9 protein-coding genes are annotated in these 15,655 nt (G+C 42.1%); 8 read left to right on the forward strand and 1 reads right to left on the reverse strand.

All coding sequences use genetic code 11. The features are described from left to right. The first annotated feature begins 5 nt into the window (after nt 1-5). Both BM378_RS07180 and BM378_RS07185 read left to right on the forward strand, forming a co-directional pair. A complete protein-coding gene (locus BM378_RS07180; RefSeq protein ID WP_065978063.1) occupies nt 6-1,997 on the forward strand; it encodes a marine proteobacterial sortase target protein in 1,992 nt (663 codons plus the stop codon). Beyond that, on the forward strand, nt 1,985-2,572 hold the full coding sequence (locus tag BM378_RS07185; RefSeq protein ID WP_074988896.1) for a class GN sortase: 588 nt from the start codon (nt 1,985-1,987) through the stop codon (nt 2,570-2,572). The genes BM378_RS07180 and BM378_RS07185 overlap by 13 nt, the downstream gene beginning before the upstream one ends. On the opposite strand, the gene BM378_RS07190 is transcribed toward BM378_RS07185, so the two are convergent. Continuing rightward, nucleotides 2,479-3,426: a DMT family transporter gene (locus BM378_RS07190; protein ID WP_036970658.1), complete on the reverse strand. Its 948-nt coding sequence runs from the start codon at nt 3,424-3,426 to the stop codon at nt 2,479-2,481. The two genes, BM378_RS07185 and BM378_RS07190, sit on opposite strands and share 94 nt — an antisense overlap. A 122-nt stretch (nt 3,427-3,548) precedes the next feature. Here BM378_RS07190 and proB point away from each other — a divergent pair, with 122 nt between their 5' ends. The 6 genes from proB to BM378_RS07220 all read left to right on the forward strand — a co-directional run bounded on the left by proB (nt 3,549) and on the right by BM378_RS07220 (nt 15,602). Continuing rightward, nucleotides 3,549-4,652: a glutamate 5-kinase gene (proB, locus tag BM378_RS07195; RefSeq protein ID WP_036970656.1), complete on the forward strand. Its 1,104-nt coding sequence runs from the start codon at nt 3,549-3,551 to the stop codon at nt 4,650-4,652. 63 nt (nt 4,653-4,715) lie between these two features. Beyond that, the gene (locus BM378_RS07200) at nt 4,716-5,687 is read left to right on the forward strand and encodes a GGDEF domain-containing protein (RefSeq protein ID WP_036970652.1); all 972 of its coding nucleotides are present in this window, start codon (nt 4,716-4,718) and stop codon (nt 5,685-5,687) included. Between the two features lie 67 nt (nt 5,688-5,754). Further along, on the forward strand, nt 5,755-6,114 hold the full coding sequence (locus BM378_RS07205) for a glutathione S-transferase N-terminal domain-containing protein (RefSeq protein ID WP_036970649.1): 360 nt from the start codon (nt 5,755-5,757) through the stop codon (nt 6,112-6,114). An 80-nt stretch (nt 6,115-6,194) separates the two neighbouring features. Further along, entirely contained in the window at nt 6,195-7,679 is a 1,485-nt protein-coding gene (gene gltX, locus BM378_RS07210; RefSeq protein WP_065978065.1) for a glutamate--tRNA ligase, read from the forward strand. 258 nt (nt 7,680-7,937) lie between these two features. Next, nucleotides 7,938-9,464 carry an arylsulfatase gene (locus tag BM378_RS07215; protein ID WP_081759736.1) on the forward strand — a complete coding sequence of 509 codons (1,527 nt, stop codon included), beginning with the start codon at nt 7,938-7,940 and terminating at the stop codon, nt 9,462-9,464. 810 nt (nt 9,465-10,274) lie between these two features. After that, nucleotides 10,275-15,602: a S8 family serine peptidase gene (locus BM378_RS07220; RefSeq protein ID WP_074988892.1), complete on the forward strand. Its 5,328-nt coding sequence runs from the start codon at nt 10,275-10,277 to the stop codon at nt 15,600-15,602. Nucleotides 15,603-15,655: the final 53 nt, after the last annotated feature.

The raw sequence follows: 15,655 nt of genomic DNA on the forward strand, positions 1-15,655 counted from the left end.
ATGTTATGTTGAGTAACCGAACCAAAAGGCTCTTGTCCGTGAGCCTTTTTATCCTACTTTTAGGATATGCTATAAATCCTGCATTAGCCGCTAATGTCAGTGCACAATTACGGTTTTATGATAACTTGCACAGCGAAGTGTCATCAGGCGTTTTAGTCAAAAACGATGTGACGATGACGCTCACAGGTTTAATCAATCATGTGGTTGTTAAGCAGCGTTATCAAAACCCACACCCGTTTGCAGTTAATGCGCGTTATGTATTTCCTTTGCCCGATGAAAGCGCAGTACATGCATTACAAATGCAAATTGGTGAGCGTGTGATTACGGGCAATATTGCACTCAAACAGCAAGCTGAGCAGCAGTTTAAAGAGGCGCAGCAGCAAGGCAAGCGAGCAGCCCTAGTACGTCAGCAACGGGCGAATATTTTCGCAACCGATGTTGCAAATATCGGGGCGGGCGATGAAATTGAAATCACCTTACAGTATCAAGAGATAATTGGTTTTCGTGATGGGGTATTTTCACTGCGTTTCCCAACCACGATTACACCCCGCTATGAGCCAAAAACAGCTCAGCTTAAGCCTCATACAAGCGAAAACCCAGAACCTAATTCATCGTCAATGTTGAATCAGAGCGCTCTGGCTTCTGCGTGGTTAAAACCGGTGTACCAACGCACAAATAGTCAGCAGGTTGATGCACATTTAAACTTGGCTATTAACATGGATATTGGTTTAGAGCTTAGTGATATAAATGCAAACCTGAGCGGTATGCAAATTGATAACCCACATTTTGGGCGCTATATACTTGCCCTTAATCGCGATGTACCTATGACACGTGATTTTGAGCTGACATTTAAGCCGCTCGACAAAGAGAGTTCACAGGCTGCGTTTTTTAAAGAAGTCGTCAATGGCGAAGAATATGGACTATTGATGCTCGTGCCGCCAGCGGATCATTTTACCGCACAGGCACGCCTCCCGCGTGAAATGGTCTTTGTAGTCGACACGTCGGGTTCTATGCATGGTCAGTCCATGGAGCAGGCAAAGCACGCTTTGTTTTATGCTTTATCGTTACTCGATGAAAACGATAGCTTTAATATTATTGGTTTTGATAATGACGTTACGGCTCTTAGTGAGGCTGCAATGATTGCCAATGACTTTAATATTCGCCGTGCAGAGCGTTTTATATATGGCTTGCAAGCCGATGGTGGCACAGAGATAAGTAATGCACTATCGCGGGTGTTAGATGGCAAACAGCATGATGGTTTTGTGCGTCAAATTGTATTTTTAACCGATGGCAGTGTAGGCAATGAAACACAGTTGTTTTCGCAAATTCAAGCTGACTTAGGTGATAGCCGCTTATTTACCGTTGGTATTGGCAGTGCACCAAATAGTTTCTTTATGACACGCGCTGCTGATATTGGTCGTGGTACGTTTACCTTTATTAGTAGCGCCAGCCAAGTACAGCCTAAAATGCAGCTATTATTCGATAAACTCGCTCACCCAGTTGTAACCGAGCTTGTCTTACATGCAGATAACCAAGAGCTTGAGTACTGGCCATCGCCTTTACCCGATCTTTATTTTTCTGAGCCCGTGTTAGTTGCGGTGAAGTTAGCTGGAAATCAACATGTAACCCTGACCGGGCAGACTCTATCAGGACCCCTTAATATTAACTTATCAGCGAATCACGCGGCGCAAGGTGAGGGCATAGCAAGACTATGGGCAAGGCAGAAAATTAAGTCACTCCTGCTTTATAATGATAAAGACAGCGTAAAGTCAGAAGTCGAAACATTGGCACTTCAGCATCATTTACTCAGTCCATTTACTGCTTTTATTGCTGTTGATAACGTCGCTGGGAACGAAATTGCTGAGCGCTCAGTGCAACTAAGAAATAGGCTGCCGAGTGGAATGACATTGCCACAAACAGATGGGCAAAGTCGTGTATTTATAGTGTTTGGCTTGTTATTGGTATCGTTAGCATGGTTATGGCAATGGCGACGTTAAAAAAGGCCTTACCACTGTGTGTGGGGTTGCTTGGCATTTCACTGCTACTCAATGGCAGTTATATGCAAGCCAAGGCGTGGCTTGCCCAGCATCTGATTGAGTCAGCTTGGCAACATGCTTTGCTGACGCCAAATGAAAAAGTCAGGCCGTGGTTTTACGCTGACGGTTATGTCACAGCACAACTAAATTGGCCTACTCAGCAGCAACGTTTAACTATTTTAGCGGGGGCGTCGGGGCGTAACTTAGCCTTTGCTCCCGTGCATTTCTTACCCAGTGGTGAACTTTCGAGTGACAATGGGGTGTTAATTGCTGGCCACAACGATACCCACTTTGCATTTTTAAAAAATGTGAAAGTGGGCGAGTCGTTTTCTATGCAGTTACAAAACGGCCAAGTCGTGCACTACCAAGTACGCAGTGTTCGTGTCATTCATCAACACGAGCAGGCCTTTTTAATGCAACCCGGTTTGTATTTATTAACCTGTTACCCTTTTGATTCTTTGGCATCGGGTACCGAGTTGAGGTTATTAGTGTCGGCAGACAAGCTCTCATCATCTACGTCAATTTTAAGTTCTTGATGGCGTTGACTGACAATCACGCCCGCAAATACCACACCGATACTTAACCACTGCCAAGTTGTTAGCACTTCTCCCAGTAAGATAGCGGATAAAATTAACGCAAAAATAGGAATCAAATTAGAGTAAGCCGCGGCAGTTAGGACCGATACTTTACTGATGGCATAGTTATACATACCATAGCCGCCTAAGGTCACGCACGAGCCTAAATATAAAATACTCAATAGGGCACTCAAATCATGTTGATTCTCGCTCGGCAGTTCAATAAAGAATAAAAAGGGTGCAAAGAATAGGCTGCCACTAAAGCCTTGTATGGCTATCAGTGTAAGCGGGGAGTAACGTGTTACTAAGTGTTTAACACTGACAGTATAAAAGGCCGCGCAGACCATGGCCATGAGCTCTAAAAAGTTACCCAGTAAAGGGTTTGGCGCTTGCTCGCTACTTGGCGAAAGCAAGGTTAACAAAATACTGCCACCAATACAGAGTGTAAAGCCAACCACAATGGCTTTACTGATGTACTCTTTTAACATTAAGAAAGCTAAAATAGCGACAATAATCGGTAAGCAAGACACAATAACACCCGCTTGCGATGCTGATGTGTATTCAAGCGCATGACCTTCAAATAAGTAATATAAGCAAGGCTCTGCCAGCGACATGCCTATCAAGTATTTCCAGTCGCCTTTTTTAAATTCAAAGCGGATCACAAATCGCCACAAGCATAAACAAATTAAAAGGGTGGTTAACATCCTTAAAAAAATTACCAACACGGGGTCATAAATTGTGATTGCATGCTTTAACGCAATATAGGAACTTCCCCATAAAAAAGTGGCAATTATTAAGCATAAACTGGCAGGCATAGGTGTCGCTTCGTGTGTTAAAAATGAAAAAACGATCCTAGCATGAATTTTTTTAACTTGTTCAAAAACTGTTTGCTGGTATATATAAATTCTCTATTTTATTTACAGAATTAATAACGCAGATGCAAAGGCCACACGTCGTTGTTGTAAAGCTAGGCACAAGTGTGCTGACAGGCGGTACAGACAAATTAGATAAAGCACATATGGTGGAGCTTGTTCGCCAGTGTTGTGAGTTAAAAAAACAAGGTTATCAGGTTGTTTTAGTATCCAGTGGCGCTGTCGCTGCGGGTCGTGAGCAATTAATAACCCCCTGTGGCCGTTCTTTGATCGAAAAACAAATGCTGGCAGCAATTGGCCAAGGTCATCTTATTCATACTTGGCAGAGTTTATTTGCACTCTATGGTATTAATGTTGGGCAGATGCTGCTTACCCGAGCTGATGTTGAAGACCGCGAACGTTATTTAAATGCCCGCGACACACTCAATGCATTGCTTGCGCATAATGTGGTTCCAATCATTAACGAAAATGATGCCGTAGCCACGACTGAAATAAAAGTCGGCGATAATGATAACTTGTCTGCGTTGGTGGCTATTTTAGCAAATGCAGAAAAACTTTTGCTGCTGACCGACCAAGAGGGGTTGTTTACTGGTGACCCGCGCTCTGATGTTAATGCAACTCTCATAAACGAAGTATCACACATTAACGATGAGCTCAGAGAGCTTGCTGGTGGAAGTGGTACAAGTTTAGGAACTGGCGGAATGGCAACTAAACTTCAAGCTGCTGATATTGCTCGTCGTGCAGGCGTTGAAGTGATTATTGCCAAAGGTGCGGGCAAAAATGTGATTTTAAATTGCATGGCTGACAAACTGCCAGGTACTCGGTTTTTAAAATTAACCGCCCCCAAAGATGGTCGAAAAAAATGGCTATTAGCGGGCCCCAAAAGTTCTGGGCAACTGGTGATCGATGATGGTGCCAGTTTGGCACTCCAAGAGCGCGGAGCCAGCCTTTTAGCAAAAGGGGTCAGAGCTGTTAGAGGCCAATTTGAACGAGGTGATGTAATTGAAGTGATATCGAGTGAAGGTCAATGTATTGCAAAGGGGCTCGTTAACTTTAACCATCAAGAAATCGATACAATAAAAGGCTGCCACTCATCACAAATTGCGCAGTTACTTGTGTTTGCACCAAGCAGTGAAGTAATACACAGAGATGATATGATTTTATTATAGTTTTTTAGTAATTTTTATAAATTTAACTACACTAAAGTTACTAATAGTTCTGGGGACTTTTCAATGCAGGCAAACCCTTGTGGACATGAATGGGTTGTGACGATAACACAGCAAGAAGAAGAGCCAGAGCTTGATCAGGCCCTTGTCGATGCGGTGGCAGGGTTAGGAGAGTTTTCGCGGTTTGCTATTTATGTCAATAAATTCTTTAAACCAGGGCTACCTGCACAATTAATTAATAAAGACACCGTGATAGAGAAGCTCTCTGAACACGAGGTCAATGAATTAATAGATAAAGTCAGTCGCAATAAAATCCGCATTAGCCATAACTATGGCTGTATTTATACTTATGTACCTGTTTATTATACGGGAAATGTAGTAGGGGTTTTAGTGATTGAGTCGAATCAAGAGCTCACCGAACGCTGTAGTATGTTAGCAATTTACATGCTAAATATTTACGCTAATCAACTCGCATTGTTGCATAAGTCCCGCCTTGACCCATTGACAGAATTACTTAATCGTCAAACGTTTGATAAAAAAGTGATTGATATCGCGGCGCAAGCGGCGCATGGAGTTACTCACTCAGATGTAAATCACCGCCACTGGTATTTGGCAATGATCGACATTGATCACTTTAAACGTGTGAATGATAACTACGGCCATGTTATTGGTGATGAAGTCATTTTGCTGGTCGCACAATTACTCAAAAATAACTTCCGATTCGAAGATTATGTATTTCGTTATGGGGGAGAAGAGTTTGCCATTTTATTTCAAGCAACCGACGAATGTGATGCGCGCAACGTGTTAAATCGATTTCGTGCGTGTGTCGCTGAGTATCCATTTCCGCAAGTAGGTAGCCTCACTGTAAGTTGTGGTTTTTTGCCTATTTGTGAGTTTGAAATGGTTGCAAGCTTAGTTCAAAAAGCAGATAACGCCTTGTATCATTCAAAGAACATGGGGCGTAATCGCATAACGGCGTATTGCGAATTGGATATTCAAGATAATAAACACAATGATGACTCGATAGAGTTATTTTGAGCCTGTTGCAGCGTGTAGTGCTGTGTTAAAATTGCCCACCTTATTTTATTCAGTATGAGAATGTGAGATGAAGTTTGTCCGCTGGTTGTTAGGCCGCCTTATTTTACTTTTTGATTTTATTTTTACGCCGCGCAGTAAAAAACGTCCTGCTGCAGAGCAAGCACAGCTTGATTTAGTAACATCACAATTTAAGCTATATCAATTCAAAGCGTGCCCATTTTGCGTAAAAGTACGCCGTGCGATTAAACGCCAGGGCTTATCTGTGGAAACTCGTGACGCCAAAGGTAATGAACTCTTTCGCCAAGAGCTATTAGAGCAGGGCGGAAAAATTAAAGTACCGTGTTTACGTATTGAAGAAAACGGCCAAGTAACGTGGTTGTATGAATCAAACGATATCATTGCTTATTTAGATAAAGTCGCTGCATAAAGCGGCTTTTCACTTCGATAATAGCTCATGCTGTGCTAGCATTTGGGCAAATTTTTAATTGTCTTTTGAGAGATATAACCATGACAATTCGCACCCGTGTTGCTCCTTCACCAACAGGTGATCCGCATCTAGGTACTGCTTACATCGCTTTATTTAACTACTGCTTTGCAAAACAGCAAGGTGGGGAGTTTGTTTTACGTATAGAAGACACTGACCAAGTGCGCAGTACAGCTGAATCAGAGCAAGCTATCATGGATAGCTTACGTTGGTTAGGCTTAAACTGGGATCATGGTCCTGATGTGGGCGGTGAGTTTGGTCCATACCGTCAATCTGAGCGAAGTGATTTATACAAAAAGTTTGCGCATCAGTTAGTTGAGCAAGGCAAAGCATTTTATTGTTTTGCAACTAGCGAAGAGCTAGATCAAATGCGTGAAGAACAAATGGCTGAGGGTTTGCGTCCTAAATATGATGGTCGTGGTTTAAATCTATCAGACGATGAAATCAAAGCGAATCTTGACGCGGGTAAGCCGTACGTTATTCGTATGAAGATCCCAAGCGACGGCACGTTTAAGTTTAACGACTATCTTCGTGGCGAAATTGAGATCCCGTGGGAAAACGTAGACATGCAAGTGTTGCTGAAAGCCGATGGCTTCCCAACGTATTTCCTTGCTAACGTTGTTGATGATCACCACATGCAAATTAGCCATATTTTCCGTGGTGAAGAGTGGATCAACTCAGCGCCTAAGCTATTAAAATTATACGAAGACTTCGGTTGGGAAGCGCCTGTACTTGGTCACTTGCCGTTACTTCGTAACCCAGATAAATCAAAGTTATCAAAGCGTAAAAATCCAACTTCAATCAATTACTACAAAGAAATGGGTTACCTGCCAGAGGCACTATTGAACTATTTAGGCCGCATGGGTTGGTCAATGCCTGATGAACGTGAAAAGTTCACGCTAGATGAGATGATTGAACACTTTGATATGAAACGTGTTTCTCTGGGTGGGCCTATTTTCGACGTGGATAAGCTTAGCTGGTTAAACGGTATGTGGATCCGTGAAAACTTGTCAGATGCTGAATTAATGCAACGTTTTGTTGATTGGAAATTTAATACTGAGTTATTCGCTAAAGTATTACCAGAAGCAAAAACACGTATTAATACGTTATCAGACATGGTTGATCTTGCCGGTCATTTCGTGGGCGGTATTCCAAGCTATGATCCTGCGTTGTTAACGGCTGGTAAAGCGGGTGAAGATGCAACACGTCAAGCACTGCAATTCTTCATCTGGCAATTAGAAGGCTTACGTACATGGGAAAAATCAGCGATTTTTGCCATTGCGAAAGAAGTTGCAACGTTCCATGAGCTGAAGATTAAAGATTTTCTTGAGCCGATTTTTGTCGCTATTACGGGCAAAACATCATCAACATCGGTACTTGATGCAATGGAAATATTAGGCTCAGACCTGTCGCGTGCGCGATTACGTGTTGCACTTTCGCACATTGGCGTGTCAAAAAAGCAAGCGAAAAATATTGAGCGCGCTTACCGCGATTACCCGCAAGCTTAAAAATTATTACGCTTTAAAAACCGAGCTATATGTCAAGTGACCCCCAATAGTTGGACATTCCAATTACTGGGGGTTTTTTTATATTTAAATCAAAGTTAACGCAGATTTAACTATGTAAATAGGTACTACTCTAATAGTATTAAACATGTACAACTTATCACTTGTAGGAATATCTTAATTAAGCAGTATAAGGTGGCTGCAAGCGAGGGATTTTTTAAGCTGAAGTGAATGCTTCGGTTAATTTTCAAGGAGAAAGTGATGTTCAAATACTTATTGGTCTGTTTGACCTTTTTTGGCATTAGTATGTCGAGTTTCGCTGCTGATAAACCCAATGTGCTTATTATTTGGGGTGATGATGTTGGTATGTGGAATATTAGCGCTTACCATCGTGGCATGATGGGAGGTAGCACACCTAACATAGATAGCATTGCCAATGATGGCATGATATTTATGGATCATTACGCACAGGCCTCGTGTACGGCTGGTCGTGCTGCATTTATTACTGGTCAGTACCCAATGCGTACCGGTCTTAGTACGGTAGGTCTACCTGGAGCACCACAAGGTTTGCAAAAGAAAGATCCAACGTTAGCAACGATGCTTAAATCTAAGGGGTATGTAACAGGGCAGTTTGGTAAAAACCATTTAGGTGACCTTGATGAACACTTACCAACAAATCATGGTTTTGATGAATTTTTTGGTATTTTGTACCACCTCAATGCGGGTGAATACCCAGAACAGCAAGATTATCCACAAGACGCCAAAACACAAGAAAAGTTTGGTCTAAAAATGCGTGGAGTCATTCATTCAAAAGCGCTTGCTAATGGTAAACAAGAGGTTAAAGATCTTGGCCCATTTGGTAAAGAACGTCAGCGTAATTTAGACCAAGAAGTGCTTGTTGAATCAAAACGTTTTATTCGTGATGCAGTAAAACAAAATAAGCCTTTCTTCGTTTGGCATAACACCACACGGATGCATTATCAAACTAACCTTAATAAAGCGTATGACGGTAAAACAGGGTTTGGTTTATATGCTGATGGTATGGCTGAACTGGATGATGATGTAGGAGAGCTGCTTAACTTACTTGATGAGCTTAAAGTATCTGATAATACAATAGTGATGTTTTCTACCGACAATGGAGCTGCATCAAACTCATGGCCTGATGGTGGCAACCAGCCGTTTCATGGTGAAAAAGGTGTTGGTGGCTGGGAAGGTGGTTTCAGAGTTCCTATGCTTGTTAAATGGCCAGGCCATATTCCAAGTGGTGTAAGCACGGGTGAGTTTATGACCATGGAAGATTGGATACCAACGATTATGTCATGGCTCGGTGATAAAGACCTAAAAGCTAATTTGCTTAAAGGTACAAAAATTAATGGCCAAAAGTATAAAGTTCATTTAGATGGCTTCGATCAAAGTGATATCTTGTTGAATAATGGTAAAACAAACCGTAAAGAGTTTTATTATTTTACCGAAACGACTTTCCACGGTATGCGTTACGGTGATTGGAAGTTAATTTTCACAGAGCAAGAGCATTGGTTCAGATCTTCGCAACAAGCCCTTACTACACCTTACATCATTAACCTAAAAATGGACCCATTTGAGCGCTTCATTGATGCAAGGGGTTACGATGAGTGGGCAGAAAACCGTAGCTGGATTTTAGGCCCTGCAGGTAATCAAATTTCAGAGTTTGTAAAAACCTTTAAGGCTTTCCCGCCTAGCCAAGAGAGCATGTCAGTACAAGTGGATAGTGTCGCTGAAATGATTTCAAAGCAAGCGCTAAACCGCTAACAATATAGGCTTTACCAGGGCACGACGTTGCGACATCGCAGTTTTGTTCGTCACTGGTAAAGCTTTTACAGCTTTCAACCCCGTAGCCATTGCCGCCTCTATTTACCCCCTCACGTTTTAACTGCTCAATAGCAATACTCTATTTATCGCTGTTGGATTGTAACCGCTAGATTGCACTGAACGTTGCCCTAGGCAGCTAAGTTCTTCAACATCGCCAAAATAATATGCATCACTTTGAATAGCTTGTTCTTCACTTATAAATTCCTGTATTCGCTACTTTTCGAATTCATAAGTAAACAAATTAGGGGACTGTTAGTCTTAAACCTATGTTGCCGCAGGCAGATAAAGTTGAAAAAGTGGTGAGTAAAACGAGCAGTCGAGTGATGTCTTTTTCACTTTAACTAAGTTCTATTGTTCTATCGCTAAAAGCATGACTTTGTTGTTAAAAATTGAGGCTAATATTGAATCAATACATCTATTTATGCACTTTGGTTAGTCTTAAATGGGGTTGAAAATGTAACTAAGCTTGAATCTTTGTTAACAGTGTCGATTTTTTGCGTCTTAAATAAAAGTAGAAATTTTCACATTTAGAGAGTGTTCATTAAATTTCGATTAGCGTTATGGCTTGTTTTATAAGCTTAAATTTGATTTTGTCGTTATTTTGGTAATTTATTTGTTAAGGTTAAGTACAAAACGCTACAACTAAGTTGATTAATTTGTTTCATGGGTGTGATTGAATAACGGTTAAGTTTTGAAATGGATATTCATAAAACTTAAATAATTATTCAAATAACTATCCAGGAATTACTTATGCAAGTAAAAACACTCTCAATTGCTGTCGCTGCGGCTCTTTACAGTGCCAGCGCAGCCTATGCGACTGGTATTGAAGCTAATAACAACGCAAATAAATTACAAGCACCTAATATTACATTCGATGAAGTAAAAGCACTTTCAAATAAAGTTCATGACGCTAGTTCAGAAACAATGTTGCAAAACAATGGCTTGAACGTAAAAATAAATGCACAAACAAGAAAGTTCGTTGAAGAAGGCATCACAGGCGAAAGTATTTATATTGTAAAACTTCGTGACAATGCCGTTGCATTAGAAGCAAGAGATATTCAATCTCCACTTGCTCGTAGCTTGCAACAACAAGGTGTAAGCAAGATTTTTGAACACGGTAAGCCGTCTTCTCCTGCTGTAATCGACTATCAAAATAAGTTATTAACTAAGCAGCAATCGGTAATGCAGAGCGTGGCTTCAGTAACAGGCCGTACAGAAATGCGCCGCCAGTTTACTAAAGCAATCAATGGTTTCTCAGTAAAAATGACAGAAGCCGAAGCGCGTAGAGTGTCAGAGCTAGGCTCTGTTTCATCTGTTATGCGTTCAAAGAATTATGACCTTTTATCTGATGAAGGCCCTCGTCATATTGGTGCAGACCAAGTGTGGAATGGTACGAGTGTACCAAGCGGTATCAAAGGCAAAGGTGAAGGGCAAATCGTTGGTATTATCGATACCGGTATTAATTCAGATCACCCGTCTTTTGCAGAAGTTGGCGGCGACGGTTATGTTCACACTAACCCGCTCGGCGATGGTAACTTCTTAGGTGACTGTGTTGACGATGCAGAGTTCATCCAATGTAATAATAAATTAATCGGTGTACGTTCTTATGACATGATCACCGATGTGTTCTCTGAAATTATCCCAGGCTGGCCTGCAATTGGTGAAGATTACCAAGGGCATGGCTCGCACGTTGCGTCAACAGCAGCGGGTAACGTAGTTAAAAACGTACCATTAGTCACTGTTGGTGCTGGTGACAAATCAGATGGCATGGTGATTAAAGAAGATCTCTTCCCAGAAATTTCGGGTGTGGCACCGCATGCAAATATTATTTCTTACCAAGTGTGTTACCCATCAAATGATATCGGTGCGAATGGCTGTCCGGGCGAAATATTACTAGCAGGTATCGAAGATGCGATTTCTGATGGTGTTGATGTTATTAACTTCTCAATTGGTGGTTCAGATTCAAACAGCTGGACAGACCCAGTACAACTTGCATTTTTAGCAGCACGTGAAGCGGGTATTAACGTTGCGGCTGCGGCTGGTAACAGCGGACAAGGGTGTGGCAGCGCAGAGTGTTTCGGCTATTTGGATAACTCATCACCTTGGCTTGCGCAAGTTGCAGCAACGACGCATGGTCGAAGTGTTGTGATTGAAACGCCGGTTGAATATGCAGGCTTTGCTGACGCATCAATGGGCTCTGAAGTGCCAAGCTGGTCAGAAATGGGTCTAACAGGTGGCTCACTTAACCAAACAGACATCACGGGTGTCGTTGTGTGGGCTAAAGACTATGCTGATGTGAATGGTGTTAAAGATGCGAATGGGTATTGTACTGCTGACTACCCAGCTGGCACATTTGACTTTTACAAAGATGGCTCGCCAATTGTGGGTGCTGCAGAGGGTGAAACTAACGTAATCGTTATTTGTCAACGCCATGACCCTCAAGACCCTAATGCTAATGCACGTGGTGCAAAGTCTGATCATATCAAAGCAGGCGGAGCAGATGGTTTCATTATGTTTAACCGTAATAGAGACCAAGGGACAGTTGCTGAAGGCTACTCACTTCCAAGTGTTCACTTTACTTATGATCAGTGGAATGGTGTATACCCAAATGATGGTTTAGAGGATTGGGTTGATAGCTTCTCTGAAAAAGGCCACATGATCACCATTAAAGCAACCAATGTTGAGCGTATAGTTAATGCTGAAGATGCTGATTGGTTAGCGCCATTCTCTTCTCGTGGTCCGTCGTATCCAAACCGTGAAGTATTGGCTCCAGCCCTTGCAGCGCCAGGTGTTGACATTTATGCGGCTTACGCTGATGAACATCCATTTGTTGCCACACCATACGGCACTGATTACTCAAGTTCTAGTGGTACATCAATGGCATCACCGCACGTTGCAGGTGCAATGACATTGCTACGCCAGGTACACCCAGATTGGTCAGCAACTGAAATTCAATCAGCATTATCAATGACTGCTGATAACGTGGTGAAATATCATCGCTTGAACAATGAAAAAGATACCATCGGTGAAGCGTCAGTTTACCGTGCTGGTGCGGGTCGTATTAATGTTGCTAATGCAGCTAAAGCCGGTTTTGTCATGGATGAGTCTGCGGAAAACTTTATTGCAGCAAACCCTGACAGTGGCGGTACACCACATAAGTTGAACATGCCAAATCTTGTTAATTTCTCATGTAAGCCGGAGTGTCAGTGGGTGCGTACCATTACTGCCACCGAAGATGGTACATGGACAGTAAGCAACGAAGAAGTTGTGAACTGGAATTTCGACATGAATAAGCAAATTCCACAAAATGGTATCAACTTTGAAATTACCCCTAATAAGTTCTCTCTAAAAGCGGGTGAAACACAAACCATTATTGTTAAAGCATCAATCATGGAAACGCAAGATTGGTCAAGTAACTCAGAAGTAGAGCTGCACAGCAACCTACTGTTTAAAGCAGAAGAAGAGAACATTCCTGATGCGCGTTGGCCTGTTGTATTCAAATATGATCGTGGCGATTTACCTGCTAACCTTACAACCGTTGCACACTCTGATAAAGGCAGCTACGTTGTACAAGGCGTTGAGTTACCAGTTGTTTCATCACCTGTTGCACAAGCATATATGCCAGTTGAAGCAACCATAGATACGTTTGAATTACCAAAAGATAAAGACAATTTCTTCCCGTGGGCTTCTAATCGTACGGTTGAAGTAGACCCCGCTGATATACTTGATGAGGCTACCTATTCTAAGTTCATCACTGTGCCAGCTGATTCTAAACGCTTAGTCGTTGAAGTTGTGGGCGTAGAGTCTGAACTTGAAGGAAACTCTGACCGTGCTAACCCGCTTGTCTACATTGGTAAAGACTACAATGGTGATGGCGAAATTCAGATTGAAGATGAAATCTTGTGTGTCTCTGGTCACGTTGTTTATAACAACTTCTGTAATATCAATAACCCAGAAGAAGGTGAATATTGGGCCGTTATTTATAACCCAGCGAAACAACGTAACCCTGACTTTATCGAAAAAATTCAAATTGCAACAGCCGTTGTTAGTAATGATGTAGCGGATACGCTTGACGTTACACTTCCTGCAAGTGATGGCGTAAACCCAGTTGATATGACAATCAATTGGGATATGAACATGAATGCAGGCGGTATTTACTACAGTGCAATCGACGCTGGCACATCAACCGTAAATCCAGATAATCTAGGGACTATTCCACTTCGCATTGAACGTGGTGTTGATGTTGTTGACGTAGCCGTAGGCACTGAAGCAGCTAAAGTCGGTGACTTAATTCCTGTTAGCTTTAATGTACTTGCGAATAACTCGGGTGCCGACCGTGAGTTCTCATTTGATATTGATGCGCCTGCAGGATTAAATTTCCACTCTGACCGCATTGAAATCTCAAGCACATCAGATGTGGATGCTGAAGTTGTTGACGGTAAACTTGTTATCTCGGGTGTACAACCAGATACACGAGATGTTCAACCTGATTACCTTGTTACTAACAATGTAACCGATGAAATGTGTCGCCTTCCAAGTTTTGGTAATTCAAACCCAGGTGGTTATGTTAACTTATCTGATTTTGGTATTTTCCCAATGTTGTCGGGTTTCCAAGAAAATGGTCAAGCTAACTATGGCCGTGGTTGGATAATTCCAGTTAACACTTTATTCAATGGTGCATACGATAAAGTAAGCCTGTTTAATAATGGTGATGAAGTAAATATGTGGAATAACTTCATCCAAGTTAAAGGGATTGGTACGGTTGATACGCTAGGTGCGCGTTACCTTGTTCCGGCACATTTACGCTTCCCTTACAACAATGTTCCATACGAAAATATGGCACCACTTTGGCGTGGTTGGTCTATCACTGAATCATCTATCACCAAAGATGTTCTCTCTGTAGGTCTATCTGCATCTGAAGGTATCTCACTGGCTTCAACAGCAAATGGTTGGGCTATTATTGAGTGGGATAATGCATCTGACTACGGTAACGAGTTTGGCTTTAGAGGTCAGTACTCTTATGACCGTCGTGATAACTCATTCGATTTCCAATTAATTTTCAATGCTGAAACACGTTTTGGTAAGAATGAGCATGAAATCTACTATGCGTACGATAACATCGACTTTGGCAGTACAGGTACTCACGGTAGTATCGGTGTGCAAGGCTTTAAAGGCCAAGTATCAACATTTGGTCCATTAGGTGATTATTTAGGGGTTGATATTGCGTACGATAACATCGACGAAGTAGTAAAAGATGACTACATCGTGTGTATGGATTACGTTGGCCCTGAAATGTCTCAGTTCGAAGTAACGGCATGGGCTGAAGTACTCCCTTCTGCTGCAGGTCAAACATTGGCACTGAACACGATTGCAAATGTTGATGGCATCGAAGCAATCACTAAGCTTAATGAAATTACAGTACCAAGCAACATCACAGTTGTAGCGCTTGACGATATGGTAACCACAGAAGAAACAGCAATTAGCTTTGATGTTCACTATATTGATGAAACAAACTCGAAAAATGAAATTTCAGTTATTTCAGACAATGTAAGTTTTGAAGTTGATGGCGATACAGTCACCGTAACACCCAATGAGAATTTCTACGGTGAAACAGAAGTGACGGTGGTTGTTTCTGACATTGAGAACCCATCAGATGCTGCAAGCACGACGTTTATGTTGACGGTTGAAGGTTTAAATGACGCACCCGTCGTTTCAGTTGAAGCAAGTGCTCAACAAATGACGGAAGGCGGCGTACTAACCCTTGATGCATCGGCATCACATGATTTAGATAATGATGAGTTAACTTTCTCATGGGAAGGTCCTGGTGTAATAGCAAGCCCGACATCAGCAGTTACAGAAGTGTCTGGTTTAAGCGTTGGAGAGCATCAATTTACAGTAACAGTAAGCGATGGTGTTGACGCGATGGAGTTAGGTGTTTCAGTAACTGTTACTGCACAAGAAGTGACGGTACAACCTGAAGTAGAAGCGAAGTCGAGCTCAAGCGGCTCACTTGCATGGCTAACACTTCTAATGGCAGGTTTTGCAGGCTTAAGACGCCGTAAAGCAAAGCGCAGCTAATCACTCCCTAAGTGTGTTATGTGACAAAGGGCCTTCGGGCCCTTTTTTCGTTT

Origin of the sequence: Pseudoalteromonas lipolytica, from assembly GCF_900116435.1 — a bacterium.
In the GTDB taxonomy this organism is placed as follows: domain Bacteria; phylum Pseudomonadota; class Gammaproteobacteria; order Enterobacterales; family Alteromonadaceae; genus Pseudoalteromonas; species Pseudoalteromonas lipolytica.

Bases quoted from the DNA above. Each gene is read 5' to 3' on its own strand.
- BM378_RS07180 (WP_065978063.1), top strand. From the start codon at position 6: ATGTTGAGTAACCGAACCAAAAGGCTCTTGTCCGTGAGCCTTTTTATC.
- BM378_RS07185 (WP_074988896.1), top strand. From the start codon at position 1,985: ATGGCGACGTTAAAAAAGGCCTTACCACTGTGTGTGGGGTTGCTTGGC.
- BM378_RS07190 (WP_036970658.1), bottom strand. From the start codon at position 3,426: ATGCCTGCCAGTTTATGCTTAATAATTGCCACTTTTTTATGGGGAAGT.
- proB (WP_036970656.1), top strand. From the start codon at position 3,549: ATGCAAAGGCCACACGTCGTTGTTGTAAAGCTAGGCACAAGTGTGCTG.
- BM378_RS07200 (WP_036970652.1), top strand. From the start codon at position 4,716: ATGCAGGCAAACCCTTGTGGACATGAATGGGTTGTGACGATAACACAG.
- BM378_RS07205 (WP_036970649.1), top strand. From the start codon at position 5,755: ATGAAGTTTGTCCGCTGGTTGTTAGGCCGCCTTATTTTACTTTTTGAT.
- gltX (WP_065978065.1), top strand. From the start codon at position 6,195: ATGACAATTCGCACCCGTGTTGCTCCTTCACCAACAGGTGATCCGCAT.
- BM378_RS07215 (WP_081759736.1), top strand. From the start codon at position 7,938: ATGTTCAAATACTTATTGGTCTGTTTGACCTTTTTTGGCATTAGTATG.
- BM378_RS07220 (WP_074988892.1), top strand. From the start codon at position 10,275: ATGCAAGTAAAAACACTCTCAATTGCTGTCGCTGCGGCTCTTTACAGT.